Below are 14,814 nucleotides of genomic sequence, written 5' to 3' on the forward strand. Positions count from 1 at the left end.
TGAAAAAAGCAGTAAAAGCAATAATTAAATGTGAAGAGCTTGAAGATTTAGCCAAAAGAAAGATTGAAGAAGCCAAAAGTGAAAATGAGCTACAGACTTTGCTAGATGATTTCAGGAAAAAAATACAAAGAAATGACTGAAGAATTTTTACATGGCGTAAATGTTATTGAGGTAACCTCAGGAGCAAAGACAGTACGTACAGCTAAATCATCAGTGATAGGTGTAATTGGTACTGCACCTGAAGCAGATGAGCAAAAATTTCCGCTAAATAAACCAGTGTTAGTTGCAGGAAGCTTAAAGGAAGCAGCAAAGCTCGGAAAGAGTGGCAGTTTACCTTCTGCAATAAATGGAATATTTTCCCAGATTGGTGCAACAGTAGTAGTTATTTGAGTTAAAGAAAGTGAAAACAGCGATCCAAAGCTCAAAGAAAGTGAAACTATTCAAAGTATAATCGGTGGAGTTGATAAAGAGACTGGAGAATATCAAGGGATAGAGGCATTCCTCAGTAGTGAAAGTATAGTTCATGTTGCTCCAAGAATATTAATTGCACCTCAGTTTACTCATCAGTTACCTGAAATAGATGGAGTAAATCCAGTAGTGAGTGCTTTAATTTCCATAGCAGAAAAATTAAGAGCAATTATTGTTGCAGACGGACCAAATACTAATGATGAAGAAGCAATAAAATGGAGAAAAAGTGTAGGCAGCTCAAGAGTTTACGTAGTTGACCCATGGATTAAGTTATTTATTGAAGGAAAAGAAAAAATCTTGCCATCGAGTCCATTTGTAGCTGGTTTAATAGCTAAAATAGACAGCGAACAAGGCTTCTGGCATTCACCTTCAAATAAAGAGATAAATGGTATTGTTGGAACAAGCAGGCCTATTGATTTTACGCTCGGTAATACAAATTGCAGAGCAAACCACTTAAATGAAAATGAAGTAACAACGATAATTCATCAAAACGGCTATAGGCTTTGGGGAAATAGAACATGTTCAAATGACTCAAAATGGGCTTTTCTGTCAGTTAGAAGGACTGCAGATTTAATCAATGATAGTCTACTTCGAGCTCATTTATGGGCAGTTGATCGCAATATCACCAAAACTTATATAGATGATGTGATTGAGGGGGTGAATTCTTATTTGGCCAATTTAAAAGTACAAGGAGCGATTATTAGCGGAAAATGTTATGCAACTCCAGAGCTCAATACACCAACAAATATTGCAAGCGGGAAAGTATATTTTGATTTCGAATTTACACCACCATATCCGGCTGAGCAAATAATATTCAGGTCTCATCTTGTAAATAATAGTGTAATAAGTTAGGAGAAAGTAAAGTGTTACCGAAAATACTGAGAAATTTTAACGTATTTGTTGATGGCCGGGGTTATGCAGGAAAAATAGATGAAATAACCTTGCCGAAGCTTACCATAAAAACCGAAGAGTACAGAGCTGGTGGTATGGATATTCCAATAAATATTGATATGGGCATGGAAAAGCTTGAAGCAGATTTCACTTTTTCTGAATATGATACAGAACTCTTTAGGCTATTTGGTCTAATAAATGGGAATTCAGTTTCTTTGACACTCAGAGGTGGAATGCAAGGGAGTGGTAGTAATGATATTGAAGCAGTAATAATCAATTTAAGAGGCATTTTTAAAGAGTTTGATTTTGGTAACTGGAAACCTGCTGAAAAAGCAACGCTGAAGTGTACTGTAGCTGCTCATTACTATAAACTTACTATAGGTGGTAATGAGTTAATAGAAATCGATGCTGAAAATATGATTAAAAAGATAAATGGTGTTGATCAGATGGCACTACTTCAAACGGTGCTTGGAATATGAAGATTTTTAGAATTCTATTTTTTAGATGTTGATCAAATAGTTACAACATTTTACAAGATTTTATTTTTTATAGGAGAATTTTATGCAAACTATAACACTAAACAACCCAATAACAGTTGATGGTATTTCTGTCTCAGAACTTACCGTTAGACGTCCAAAAGTTAGAGATTATCTAGCTATTGAGAGACTTAATGGTAGTGATCTAAGTAAGGAAGTAACTTTGACTGCCAATTTGACATCAGTTGCAAAAGAAGCGATTGAAGAGTTAGATATTGCTGATTATGTGAAAGTGCAAGAGGTATTAAAGGATTTTTTTTCACCAGTTATTCAAAGGACTTGAGGTCAGAAGTAATCGAGCTCAGTTCTATTATTGGTAGTGGAATTGAGCCTTTGCTTGATATGGAAATTAATGAATTTATTCTATGGCATGAAGCAGCGAGGAAGGTACAATGTCAACGTTATCTATAAAAATTGGAGCAGTCCTAGATGGCAGTTTCAGTACTGTAATAAAAGGAAGTAGCAGTCAACTTACTCATCTTGGTGAGAATATAAGAAAGCTTGACTTATCTTTAAAATCAGTATCAAAGTTTAAGCAGTTAGGTCATGATGTTTTGACTAGCAAGAGGTCATGGAAAGGCTTTGAAGATCAAGTAAAATCTTTAGCTAAACAAATGAAGGCAATAGAGAAACCGAGCAAAACTTTAAAAGCAGAATTTGACAAGGCCAAAACCTCTGCAATAAAAGCAAAAGAAGCATATTTGAAAAAGAGAGATGCTTTGCATTCATTTAATGAAGAAGTAAGAAAAAGTGGAAGAAATATTAAGTCATTAGTAAGCGACCAATATAAACTTGGCTCGTCCATTGAAGCGCTGAAAGGCAAGTATGGTAAGCTTGGATCTGCAATACGTAGTCACCAAAGTTTTTTAGCAAGCAAAGCACATTTTAAGTCAAAAATTATAGAGACTATTGGGCTTGGACTAACGCTTGCAGCGCCAGTTAAAGTTGCTATTGATTTTGAAAGTGCTATGGCTGATGTTACAAAAGTAGTTGATTTTAAAAAGGGAACGAATGAAGCAACTAAATTTGCCAAAGGGTTAAAGGAAATGTCAAGAACAATACCATTATCAGCCGCAGAATTAGCACAAATAGCTGCAAGCGGTGGACAGCTTGGTATCAAGAAAGAAGACCTTTTTAATTTTACAGAAACAGTGGCAAAAATGTCTACAGCATTTGATATGTCTGCAGAACAAGCAGGAGATTCTATAGCTAAACTTTCTAACGTTTATGGAATTAATGTTAGTGAAATGGAACACGTTGGTAATGTGATCAACCACTTGTCAGATAACACTGCTGTTAAAGCAAAAGATATGGTTGAAGCTCTAGCAATAGTTGGTGGTACTGCAAAGCAGTTTGGATTAAAGTTTGAACAAACAAGTAGCTTAGTAAATGCTTTCATTAGTTTGGGCAAACAACCAGCAAAAGCTGCAACTGCTATAAATGCACTACTTTCAAAACTTCAAACTGCTGAAGGTCAAGGAAAAGAATTTAAGGAAGCACTAGAAGAAATGGGCATAGCCGCAGAAGAAATGGTACAAAGGATAAGTGAAAATGGGGAAAAAGCACTACTTTACTTTTTTCAAACTCTAAAGAAAATGGATAATCAGGAACGTTCTACAATCCTTATGAAACTTTTTGGTCAGGAATATCAAGATGATATTGCATTATTAGCTGGAAGTTTTAATAAGTATGAGGATGCAATAAAGTTATTGGCTAATACAGAAAAGTATGGAAGCTCTCTGCAAAAAGAATTCAAAAATCGTGCAGACACTACAGCCAATAAATTAAGACTCCTTCGAAATGCAATAGCTGAAGTTGGTATGAACCTGGGCTCGGTGATGCTGCCTACTTTAAAATTTATAGCTGAATTTTTACAAGAAAAAACTAGGAGCATAGCCTTATTTGCAGAAAAATATCCAACCTTAACTACAGCAATCATGGGAACTATAGCAGCTTTAATAAGTTTGAAAATCTTAGTAGTGGGCTTAGGTTATGGGTTTACTTTTTTAGCAAGTACAGTTCTCGGTTTAAGAGCAAAAATAATTGCAACATTTTCATTTTTATCAGCTACAGTTTTTCCTGCAGTAATAACAGGACTAAGAGCAGTAACACTCGCTGTAATGAGTAACCCGATTGGATTTTTAATAGCAAGTCTTGTTACTGGTGCAGCTCTTGTTGTGACTAACTGGCAAAAGGTGAAAGACTTTTTTTCTAGCTTTTTGGAATACATAAAATCACTCATTAAACCTATAGGAGAAGCCTTTTCATGGATGAAAAATACAGTTAGTAGCATATTTGGAAAAGTGTCAAAAAATAGTCCAGTAAAGGAATTTGAAAAGAGAAAAACTGTTATTTCGTTAGTTGATGGAGAAGCTAGCAATGTACTTTCTAAAAATAGTGTTTTTAATAATGGGAATCCTTTATCAAATAATAATGTGATGAAAGAAATTTCTAAAAATAGCTGGAATAATGTTAAAATTAAACATGCTATCGCAGAAAAGAAATCTGTAGTAGATGAGAAAAATCTAAAAGAGTACGTAAAAAGCAAATATGAAAATAAAACTTTTAACCAAACTCAACATAATTATTTCAACATAAGTGTACAAGCAGCACCAAATCAAGATGTTCGTGGTCTTGCAGATGAAGTAATAAAAAGGATAAGAGAAAAGTCACGTGATGTTTTATTTGATACAGTAGAGACATTTTACTGATGTTATCTCTTGGTCCATATAAATTTACTCCGATAAGTTTGAAGTATAGTAAAGAAAATCGTTGGAGTGTAATTGAATGCATCAATAAAATGCCGTCACTACAAAATATTGGTCAAGGAGTGGAAAATATAGACTTAGAGGGAATAACTTATCTTCATAACCCTGGAAATTTAAGTCAATTAAATAGTGCAAAAGAAGCAGAAGAACCTCACACTTTGGTTGATAACATGGGAAATGTTTTGGGACAGTTTGTGATTACAAGATTAGAAGAAAAGCAAACATCATTTCTCCCTTGTGGATTTCCAAGAAAAGTTGAATTTAGTTTGAGTTTGAAAAGCTATAGATGACTATATATTACTTAACTAAAGAAGGAGAAATGCTAGATCTGATTTGCTGGAAACATTACGGATTTACTGATGGAGTAGTGGAATTAGTACTAGCAGAGAACTTAGGTTTGGCAGAATACGGAAGCTTTTTACCTGCTGGATTAAAGATAAAGCTTTCTACTATTAAGAAAACAGTACAAAAGTCAAAATTAAAGGTCTGGGAATAAATGCAGCCAGATTTTATAATAGATAAATGTGAATCAATTAAAGATAGAGTTATATCATTGCGCCTCACAGATGAATCTGGGACAATAGACGATGTAGTTGAAGTGTATGTTGATTACAGAGATGAAAACTTAAATATCCCGAATGAATTGAATATTTCTTGAGGGTATAGGGAAATCGGAGTGACGCCCATGGGTGTATATACAATTAATGAAATTACGGTACAGAGTCCGCCTAAAACCTTACTAATAAAGGCTCATGCAACAAATTTAAGACTATCATTAAAGGAAAAAGTATCTAAAGAATGGCATCAAATTACTCTAGGTAACTTGGTTAATGAAATAGCAGAAAAACACGGATATGGGTGCAGAGTTGCAGAAGAATTTGAAAATGTGTTGATTCCACATATTAACCAAACAGAAGAAAGTGATATAAGTTTACTAACAAAAATAGCAATAGAACGCGAAGCAATGGCAAAACTAGCTGGCGGATATATACTCTTTATTCCAAAAGGCAAAGCAAAGTCGGCAACTGGAAAAGCTTTAGGAAAAACAGCTATTAGACCTCAAGACACAATAAATTGGAAAGTGCATTTTACCGTGAGTAGGTACAACTCAGTGGTTGCAAAATGGCATAGCTATGAAAAGGGTGAAACTATATCAGAAACAGTTGGCTCTGGTAGTCCAAGTTATACCATACAAACGCTTTACTCTAATGTAGAATCAGCACTAAGTGCAGCAAATGCTAAGTTAAAACAACTAAAGCGAAATAATGCAGTATTGGATATCACTATGCCTGGTAATCCAGAACTATTTGCAGAGGCGAAACTTAGCTTGTTAGGGTTTTATCAAGATATAGACGGTGAATGGGTAATTGATAGAGCAGAACATGTGTTAGATAGTTCAGGTTATCGCACTATGTTATCAGCATCAACGTTAAGAAAAAATCAGTAAAACAAATGTTTAATGTTGAAAAAAGTATTGAATATGAATAGAGACTCAAGAAATAAGCTACATTTTTGGTGGTGTATAACAATGATAATATGTGTTGTTATTACCTATTGCTACATGAAAGCAAAAGCTACAGATAATTATAAAACAATATTACGAACTGCCTCTCAAAATTGTAACTTAGAAGTTGTAAAATTCTCAGTAGAAAATCTATTAGACATTAATGTGCAGATCCCTAAATTAACAGCACTACATTATGCTGCAGAAGAAGGATGTGCAGAGGTTGTAAAATTCTTAGTAGAAAAAGGAGTTGATATAAATGCTACGAAATATGAAAGATGGACACCTTTACATGCAGCTACATATGAAGGCAATTTAAAGATAATTAGATTTTTATTAGATAAAGGTGCAGATCCTAACATTAGAGACACAGATGGGAAAAACCCTAGAGATGTAGCTGTGCTAAGATCACGGCACAATAAAGATAAACCATACGATGAAATTATACACTTGCTCTATAATGCTGAAAAAGAACACGAATCTGAGCAGTAATATTTCGTAACCGGAAACAAGAAGTAGTTGAAAGATTACACAGTTAGGAGAAACATGCAAAATCAAAAAATCCCAATTACAGTAATTATCACGTTATTAATACAAACAGTAGCATTTATATGGTGGTTATCCAAGCTAGACTCAAGGGTACAATTTCACGATAAACTTATTGAATATGGTTTAATGGAAAAAGTGTTAGTACTTGAGGAAAGGGTGAAAAATCTTTCTGAGGAGTTGGATGAGCTTAAAGCTGATTTTAAGTAATTACTCTTCTACTTTTGGTGTATAAGGATCAGATTGAGATTTACGATCCTTCCAGTTTTCGATGTATTGCTCAACTAATGTAGGGTCTCCTGTTATAATCAGTAGATTCTCAGCGTTTTTTTTCTGCGCGGCGTCAGAGAAATTGAAAGATCCAGTTATGATTTTTTGCTCATCAATAATCATAATTTTACTGTGTGAAATTGCAGGTTTATAGTCTATGTATATTGGGATTTTTTGATGAAACAGTTCATTAATAACACTATACTTTGAGCTAACTTGCGATTCGTCGAGAATAACCATGACATCAACTCCACGCTTTTTAGCTTGAACTAAGGATTCAGCAATAGGCTTTGAGGTAAATTGGTATGCCTGAACCAACACGGATTTTTTAGCATGATCCACGGAATCAATTATTAGGTTGGTGCAATTTTCTCTAGGAGTGAAACATACAGTAGTACTAGGACAAGAAACACAACCTGATAAAAGAGAACAAGTTAATAAAATCATTAAATATCTAAACATGATTAAATATATCCTTTCAGTTGACGGAGGAGGCATAAGGGGCATAATACCAGCCATAATATTAGCAGAAATAGAAAAAAGAACAAGAAGAACTATAGCTGAAATCTTTAACTTAATGGCAGAAACCTCAACCGGTGGAATTGTTGTAGCAGGATTATGTAAAAAAGATAAACAAGGAAACCCTCAATATTCAGCCAATGATTTAGTCGAGCTTTACCAAAAATACGGGTCATATATTTTCAAGTCTTCATTCTTCAGGCGATCAATATTATCTTGGTTTAACTGTACACAATACCCACATAAAAATATTGAGTATGTACTTCATAAATATTTTGGCAATGATGTCTTTAAAAACACTTTAAGTAATGTGTTGATTACGAGTTACGATATTCACAATAACTGCCCATTTTTCTTCAAAAGCTGGAAAGAGGATAGAAATTTTATTAAATTAAGGGATGTATTAAGAGCAGCAACTGCAGCACCTACTTACTTTGCACCTAAATATCTTAAAATCAACCACAAGGAAATGGTATTAGTGGATGGAGGGGTTTTTGCAAATAATCCAGCGGCTTGTGCTTATGCTAGTGGTAAAAGGTTATTTCCAAATGATGATATTCTACTGTTATCGGTAGGTACTGGCAGAACAGATAGAAGCATAGAGTATGCCAATTCAAAGAGATTTGGAAAAATAGGCTGGATAAAACCACTAATACATGTGATGTTTTCTTCAAGTTTAGATGCAGTAAACTATCAACTTAATCAAGTTATAGCTGATAAATATATACGTATACAATCGCAATTAAAAATAGCATCACCTGACATGGATAATATTACATCAAAAAATATCAAATCTCTTCAGCAAGAGGCAAATGCAATGATAGAGGACAATCAGAAAGCGATAGAGAAATTCTGTGATGTTATATCTTGATACGTCAAATTCTGAAAAGCTAAACAAGTTTTTAGAATAGATATATTAAACACATAACTATTTTTACTTATATCTTAATATATTGTTTAACACAATTCAATTTTCACACTCATCAGCAGTTAGGCCACTTGCTCGCACAATAATATCAATAGCAACACCTTCCTTAACTAGATCTTTTGCAATCTTGATTTTCTCTGCTTTTTTAACCTTTTCTTTACCAGTTTGCATTCCTTCAGATAAAGATCTGGCTACCGTATCCAGTAATTCTTGATCCTCAATTTTTTCGCATTTACCTACAAACCTAAAAACTGGCTCATTTTCATATTCTGTTAGTCCAAGAGCTTTAATGTTAACTGATAATGTCTTTGCTATCTTATATAATATTTCAATTGGAATGTCTGTATATCCTCGTTCATAGTCGTGTATTTCTTTAGGTGTTGAACCGATTTTATTTGCCAAGTCCTCCTGAGTGTATTCCCATATTAATCTCTGCTCTTTTATCCTTTTCCCCACTTTGTGGAGTATAGAATCAGTACAAATTTCTTTCTCTATATCATCATATTCATAAGTAGATAAGCGAGTCACTTGGGAAATAATATCAACTGAAACTCCTTCTTTCACTAGATTCTTTGCTACTTCTATTTTCGCTTCTTCTTGGCTAATTTTCTCGCTAATATATACAAACCTTACTAATGGATACAGCTTCTTGCGTAATTCCTGATCCTTAATTTCTCTATGTATTTTTGTTAGATAGACTATTTCTTTATCCTCATCTTCATACCAACTGTTTTCTCTTAGTACTGTTGGTTCTGGAAGTAGATCTATAACATTGACTGACAATGCTCCTGCTATTATATACGATTCTTTGATTGTAATAGCCTTGCACCCTAGTTCAAAGTTATGTATTTCCTTATGTGTTAAACCAATTTTTCTTGCTAATTTTGCCTGAGTATACCCTTGTACTATCCTACAACCTTCTATTTTTTCCCTAGCTCGTAGCTCAATATGCTCTGAATTATCATAGATAAGTCCTCTAAAAGCTGTTTTTCCTACAGAAGCAAACATATATTCTATCACAAAAAAATCCACTATTGGCTAAGTTTTTATGAAATCACAAAAATTTCTCAATCATATAATTTGTTAAGCCTGTCGTTTGCAAGATAATATCAACAGAAATTCCTTCTTTCACTAAATTCCTTGCAACTTCAATCTTCTTTTCCTCTCTGACCTTTTCTCTACAAACATGTATACCTTTAAATAAAGACTTGATTAGCATATCGCGTAATTCCCGACTCTCAATCTTTTTGTATTCTTCTATCAACTTTGATAGCTTTTCTTCCGCTTCACTATCCTCATCTGATTCGGGAAGTAGATCTATGATACTGATTGATAATACCTTTGCTATTTCATCTAACATTTCAAGTGAGACAGCAGCTCTCCCTTGTTCATACTCGTATATTCCTTGATTTGTTATGCCAACTTTATTCGCTAAATCTTTTTGTGTATATCCTCGTATCAATCTCCACTCTTTTATCCTTTGCCCTACTTTGTATGGAACCGGAATTTTGTTCTCCTCATACTCACCAATAGATAAGTTAGTTGTTCGAGAGATAACATGAGCAGAAACTCCTACTTTCATCAAACCCCTTGCTACTTCTATTTTTACCGCTTTTCTGCTTCTTTCCTCACTCAAACGAATAAATTTGGTTAATAAATAAAATACCTCGCTTAATTCTTTATCTTTATAACCCTTTACTAAATTTAATATTTCTTCATCTTCAAAATATCTTTTTTCATCTGGTAGTGTTTCTCTACAAACTAGACCTTTAACATTTACTGATAATGCTTCTGCTATAGCATATAATTTCTTAATTGGAATTTTACGACTCCCTTTTTCATATTGCAGTATTGCCCAGCACTTTACACCAACCTTCTCCGCTAAATCCTTCTGAGTATACCCTCTCTCTAACCTCCAACTTTTCACTTTTTGCCCTACCTCACAGTCTAGACTTTTTTCCATACAAAGAACCATACATATAATATTTTCTACTATAGCTCAAAGGCTCCAGATATAATGGTAGACTCTGGAACCTTAAAATAAATGAATTAAAGCCCCCTACAAGTTTCTTTACTATTTTCACGTACTTTATCTACCCATGAAGACAATTTTTCACTTGGGCTATCAACCTCCTTCATAAGCTGCTTGCTATTCCATATGCCACATCTCATAAAACTTCCCTTTTCTACTGCTTCTTTAAGTTTTACTCCAGCAAAAAGACAATTTTTTCCTATTTCTTCGCCTCTTTCTTGTAATTTAGACCACATTTCCTTATTTTCTACTCTGACTTGTACTTGATCATATTTTTTTACATCGTGGTACAATATAATATCTAGCTTACCAATGCTTGTAGGAAATTCTAATATAATAGAGCTTCCATCTGACATATCGATATAGTTTCTTATACCTCCCTTCTCACTTTTAACCTCAACTGCATCATTGCCAATTTTTAAAATATTACTTCCTAGCTCTCTTTTTGCTTCCAGTATTTTGGCTACCTCTACCTTGCTATCCCCAGAAAATTCTATATACGATGTTGTATTATCTATTTCAACATCTATTAATTCTCCTTCTTGCACAGCACTTTCGCCAGCTTTCTCTAGTTCTTCTAGTCTCTCATCTATATGTGGCTGAACTTCTGGTTGTAGCTCATTATAGATTTCACCTATCAATTTATTCTCCAATAAAGTATCATGAAACTCTGCACCGTTTAGCATTAATTTACGTATTAGCTTTTTACGATCAGCCTTATCAAATTTATGAAAATGTGTGCCCAGTATCACATATTCCGCGAGGCTCCACTCTCCATCATTACATGCATTTAGCCTTGCTCCAGCAGCTAGTGCTTCGTCTACAACCTTGTGCAGTTCATTTGGACTTTTTGCTCTTACCACAGCACTCTTAAACCAGCTCAACTTTTCTGCACTTGGCTTTATTTTTTTCAAAGCTGAAGCAAATGGATTTTTATCTTCTTGATCACTTACAGGTTTTGTGCCATAAACATAGTCAAATCCTTTCCCATAGTTGATTTTGTTTTCGCGAACTTCTCTACCAGGGAAAGGTGCTATTTCTTCAGGCTTTTTAGCCTTATTAATTTTGCTTACAAAGGTGGATTGCTCCTTAGTACGACCAATTCCTACAATAGCATTTAACACCTCACCTTTTGATAATCTATCAAGATCAATGTTTAACTCGTAAGTACCTCCTTCTTGATCATCAAAAGGTACAATTATTTTATTAACCATATTAGCCTCCGCTATTAAATATACTTTACTAAGTCTATAACCAACTTTATTACTTTATTATTAATTCAATATATACTTTCTCATTAATTATAAACAATGATTAATGTGATTGCAAATACTTTCTTCATTCAAGTAGTTAAACAACTCATGAAAATCTTCAAACATCTGCTTTATAACAGTCCTTGCTCTTTAAAGCTAAAATACCCAACACTTGTGATGATAATGTGATCCAGCAACCTAATCCCTATAGTCTGACAAGCTTTAGCCAAGTCTTTAGTTACAGCTTCATCCTCATCAGATGGCTTTAACCTTCCTTCTGGGTGGTTATGCGATATTATTATTGACGTCGCTTTTCTTATTAATGCCTTTCTTGTTACTTCTCTTATGTAAAAAGGTACCTTATCCACTGTACCAGTGAACACTTCTTCCCCCTTTAAACGGCACTTTTGATCAAAATATATTATTTTCATCTTTTCCTCCTCTGAATAACCAATACTCACCCTCAAATATTTTACTATGGTTTCCAAGTTATCCATTACAGGTCCTTTCTTTAACTCTTCTCTTGGTACTCTCTTTGCAGCTTCCTTTAGGCATAAAATTACTGCTACTGTAGAGTCAGTTATCCCTTCTATAGTTTTCAAGTCATCTATTTCCTGGCCTAAAACTCCTCCTATTCCAAAACTATCTATTAGCTTTCTAGCAATAATTCGAGCTTCTTCCCTGTCATGCACTGCACTTAGAAACGTTTCTATTACTTCACGATCAAGTAGAGCTTTACCGTTGCTTTCTAATGCTCTGAATTCTATTTCTTCTCTACGATCTTTACTGTTTTCCTTATTATTCATAAAAATTACCCTTCACTAATAACAAAATGTTTTTATATATTTACTGCTGTTTTTTGTCAGCATTGGCATAAAGCCATAGCTTTTGAGTGAAGTCAAATCAATTTTTCAATCTTTTTTACTTATTTTTTCATCAAAAAGTAAAGATATTAATAGATACTGATTTTTTATTTTAAATTTGTTGAATTTCGTCTAAAGAGATGCCCACTGTTTTTAAAATAATATTGATAGAAATTCCTTCCTTAACTAAATTCTTTGCAATTTTCATCTTTTCTATTTTCTTTACTTTCTCTTTGCAAACTTGTATGCTTTCAAGCAGAGACTTTATTAGTACATTACGTAGTTCTTGGCTTTTAATCTTTTTGTATTCTTCTATTAACCTTGATAGCTCTGCTCCACTATTCTCATTTTCTGTTGTTTCTGGAAGCAGATCTGTAATATTAATTAGTAGTACCTTTGCCATTTCATCTAACATTTCAAGTGAAACAGCAGCTCGTCCTTGTTCATATTCATATATTCTTTGATTTATTATACCCACTTTACTTGCTAAATCTTCCTGAGTGTATCCTCTTCTCAACCTCCATTCTTTTATTCTTTGACCTACTTTATACGGAATGGAAATTTTTTTCTCATCATTATCATATTCATCAATAGATAAACTGGTCGTTTGAGAGATAACATGAGAAGAAACTCCTTCCTTAACTAAACCCTTTGCCACCTCTACTTTTACTGCCTTTCCACTCTCTTCCTCACTAATACGGATGAATTTAGTTAATAAATAAAACGTTTCGCGTAATTCTTGATCCTTAATCTCTTTATGTCTTCTTACTAGATTTAATATCTCTTCTTCCTCATACCTTTCCTCATTTGATACTTCTTGCCCGCAAGCTAGGTCTCTAGCAGTTGTTGATAATGCTTCTGCTAATTCATATAACTTCTTAATTGAAATTCTGCGTGTTCCTTTTTCATATTGCAGTATTACCTGATATGTTGTTCCGATTTTTTTTGCTAAATCTTTTTGAGTATATCCCTCTGCTAATCTACGATTTCTTACTTCCTGTCCTATTACTTTGTAATCTAAAAAATTAGAGCATTTATTCTCTTTTTTCACATTTTATACTCCATAACCAGAAGAGCTATCACGTATACCTAATTGGGAACCTTTTTGACAAACTGAACTCATCTCCTTTCAAACAATTTTTCTATATCAATTAGTTTCATTTCTATATACGTTGGTCTTCCGTGATTGCATTGCCCAGCATAAGGTGTTTCCTCCATTTGTCTCATCAACTCATTCATCTCCTCCAACTTCATTTCCCTTCCAGCTCTAATTCACCCATGGCACGCAATGGTAGCTAGTATCTTGTTCACTTTTTCTTCTATAGGTAGCGTATCTCCTATCTCCATTAATCTATCAACTATATTCATCACCATCTCTTTCACATTTATTGTTCCTAAAATTGCAGGTATTTCTTTCACCCTTACTTTATCTTCTGATTCTATTTCAATACCAAAACCCATTTCGAAAAGCTTATCTTTATACATTTCAACCATCTCCATTCCTGCTTGGTTTTTAATCTCGACTATTTCAGGAAGAAGAAGCTTTTGCCTTTTTATGCTTGATTTTTGTTTTAAGCACTCATAGATCAACCTCTCATGAGCTGCGTGCTGGTCTACTATAATTAATTTGCCTTTAGCCTCAGCAATAATGTAAGTATTGTAGACCTGACAGCGTGCATATCCCAGAGGATAATTCTCTATTAAATCAATTTGCTTCCTTTCTAAAACCATCGTTCCCTTTTGGGGTGGAGATTCTCCATATTTAAACGTTTCTGGTAAGCTTTGCCTTCTTTCATCTGGTGCATTGAATTCTTTCATTAGACGATTTTCTAAAAGACTTGGTCTCTTTTCATAAAACTCTTTTTGATCTTTTTTCTCTTGACTATCAACCTGCTCTTGGCTTTTACTATCATTAAAAATTAGCTCCTCTTCAATACCTTGATCACCCGCTGCAAATCTCGTTGATAGTGTTTTTATTATCCCTCTTCTCACTATTTCATATATTAGCCTTTTATTCTGAAATCTTACTTCCGATTTATTTGGATTCACATTTACATCTACTTGGTCATATGGTACTTCTAAATGCAACACTGCAAAAGGATACCTATTGTTTGGAATAAAATCGTGATACGCATATCTCATTGCACCAATAAGTAGATTATCTTTTATTGGCCTTCCATTAACAAACGTATAGATCTGAGTTGAATTGCCACGACTAATAGTTGGTTTACAGATG

At 33.9% G+C, this 14,814-nt stretch carries 16 protein-coding genes and 2 pseudogenes; 11 read left to right on the top strand and 7 right to left on the bottom strand.

Features of this window, described 5'->3' with window-relative positions:
- Nucleotides 1–132 precede the first annotated feature (132 nt).
- The 10 genes and pseudogenes from DM84_RS00745 (at nt 133) to DM84_RS00790 (ending at nt 6,923) form a co-directional block, all read left to right on the top strand.
- A pseudogene (locus DM84_RS00745) lies at nt 133–1,320 on the top strand (phage tail sheath subtilisin-like domain-containing protein).
- An 11-nt stretch (nt 1,321–1,331) separates the two neighbouring features.
- Nucleotides 1,332–1,838, top strand: a complete 507-nt coding sequence (locus DM84_RS00750; RefSeq protein WP_250777625.1) for a phage major tail tube protein — start codon at nt 1,332–1,334, stop codon at nt 1,836–1,838.
- A gap of 82 nt (nt 1,839–1,920) precedes the next feature.
- Entirely contained in the window at nt 1,921–2,178 is a 258-nt protein-coding gene (locus DM84_RS00755) for a phage tail assembly protein (protein WP_250777628.1), read from the top strand.
- 109 nt (nt 2,179–2,287) lie between these two features.
- The gene (locus DM84_RS00760) at nt 2,288–4,606 is read left to right on the top strand and encodes a phage tail tape measure protein (protein WP_250777630.1); all 2,319 of its coding nucleotides are present in this window, start codon (nt 2,288–2,290) and stop codon (nt 4,604–4,606) included.
- The gene (locus DM84_RS00765; protein ID WP_208571517.1) at nt 4,606–4,953 is read left to right on the top strand and encodes a phage tail protein; all 348 of its coding nucleotides are present in this window, start codon (nt 4,606–4,608) and stop codon (nt 4,951–4,953) included. Before DM84_RS00760 ends, DM84_RS00765 begins: the two co-directional genes overlap by 1 nt.
- Entirely contained in the window at nt 4,950–5,159 is a 210-nt protein-coding gene (locus DM84_RS00770; RefSeq protein WP_208571518.1) for a tail protein X, read from the top strand. The genes DM84_RS00765 and DM84_RS00770 overlap by 4 nt, the downstream gene beginning before the upstream one ends.
- Entirely contained in the window at nt 5,160–5,321 is a 162-nt protein-coding gene (locus DM84_RS00775; protein WP_250777632.1) for a hypothetical protein, read from the top strand. It abuts the gene before it with no gap.
- 27 nt (nt 5,322–5,348) lie between these two features.
- A complete protein-coding gene (locus tag DM84_RS00780; protein ID WP_250777633.1) occupies nt 5,349–6,110 on the top strand; it encodes a contractile injection system protein, VgrG/Pvc8 family in 762 nt (253 codons plus the stop codon).
- Between the two features lie 12 nt (nt 6,111–6,122).
- Entirely contained in the window at nt 6,123–6,659 is a 537-nt protein-coding gene (locus tag DM84_RS00785) for an ankyrin repeat domain-containing protein (RefSeq protein ID WP_208571520.1), read from the top strand.
- 54 nt (nt 6,660–6,713) lie between these two features.
- Nucleotides 6,714–6,923 carry a hypothetical protein gene (locus DM84_RS00790; protein WP_019236585.1) on the top strand — a complete coding sequence of 70 codons (210 nt, stop codon included), beginning with the start codon at nt 6,714–6,716 and terminating at the stop codon, nt 6,921–6,923.
- Here the strand turns inward: DM84_RS00790 and DM84_RS00795 are convergent, their stop codons facing one another.
- Nucleotides 6,924–7,445, bottom strand: a complete 522-nt coding sequence (locus DM84_RS00795; RefSeq protein ID WP_250777635.1) for a phospholipase D family nuclease — start codon at nt 7,443–7,445, stop codon at nt 6,924–6,926.
- Here DM84_RS00795 and DM84_RS00800 point away from each other — a divergent pair.
- Entirely contained in the window at nt 7,444–8,373 is a 930-nt protein-coding gene (locus DM84_RS00800) for a patatin-like phospholipase family protein (protein WP_250777637.1), read from the top strand. The genes DM84_RS00795 and DM84_RS00800 overlap by 2 nt on opposite strands.
- A gap of 96 nt (nt 8,374–8,469) precedes the next feature.
- Here DM84_RS00800 and wmk (DM84_RS00805) read toward each other — a convergent pair whose 3' ends face one another.
- The 6 genes and pseudogenes from wmk (DM84_RS00805) to mutL form a co-directional block, all read right to left on the bottom strand.
- A complete protein-coding gene (wmk, locus tag DM84_RS00805) occupies nt 8,470–9,438 on the bottom strand; it encodes a WO male-killing family protein Wmk (RefSeq protein ID WP_250777652.1) in 969 nt (322 codons plus the stop codon).
- Between the two features lie 46 nt (nt 9,439–9,484).
- Nucleotides 9,485–10,393, bottom strand: a complete 909-nt coding sequence (wmk, locus tag DM84_RS00810) for a WO male-killing family protein Wmk (protein WP_250777640.1) — start codon at nt 10,391–10,393, stop codon at nt 9,485–9,487.
- A gap of 86 nt (nt 10,394–10,479) precedes the next feature.
- Entirely contained in the window at nt 10,480–11,676 is a 1,197-nt protein-coding gene (locus tag DM84_RS00815; protein WP_250777643.1) for a hypothetical protein, read from the bottom strand.
- Nucleotides 11,677–11,846: 170 nt separating this feature from the next.
- Entirely contained in the window at nt 11,847–12,521 is a 675-nt protein-coding gene (locus DM84_RS00820) for a JAB domain-containing protein (RefSeq protein ID WP_250777646.1), read from the bottom strand.
- A 169-nt stretch (nt 12,522–12,690) separates the two neighbouring features.
- Complete coding sequence (wmk, locus tag DM84_RS00825; protein WP_250777649.1) at nt 12,691–13,629, bottom strand: WO male-killing family protein Wmk; 939 nt, start codon at nt 13,627–13,629, stop codon at nt 12,691–12,693.
- 68 nt (nt 13,630–13,697) lie between these two features.
- Nucleotides 13,698–14,814 (bottom strand): annotated as a pseudogene (mutL, locus tag DM84_RS00830) (DNA mismatch repair endonuclease MutL); the annotation flags it as partial.

Source organism: Wolbachia pipientis (assembly GCF_023661085.1).
In the GTDB taxonomy this organism is placed as follows: Bacteria; Pseudomonadota; Alphaproteobacteria; order Rickettsiales; family Anaplasmataceae; genus Wolbachia.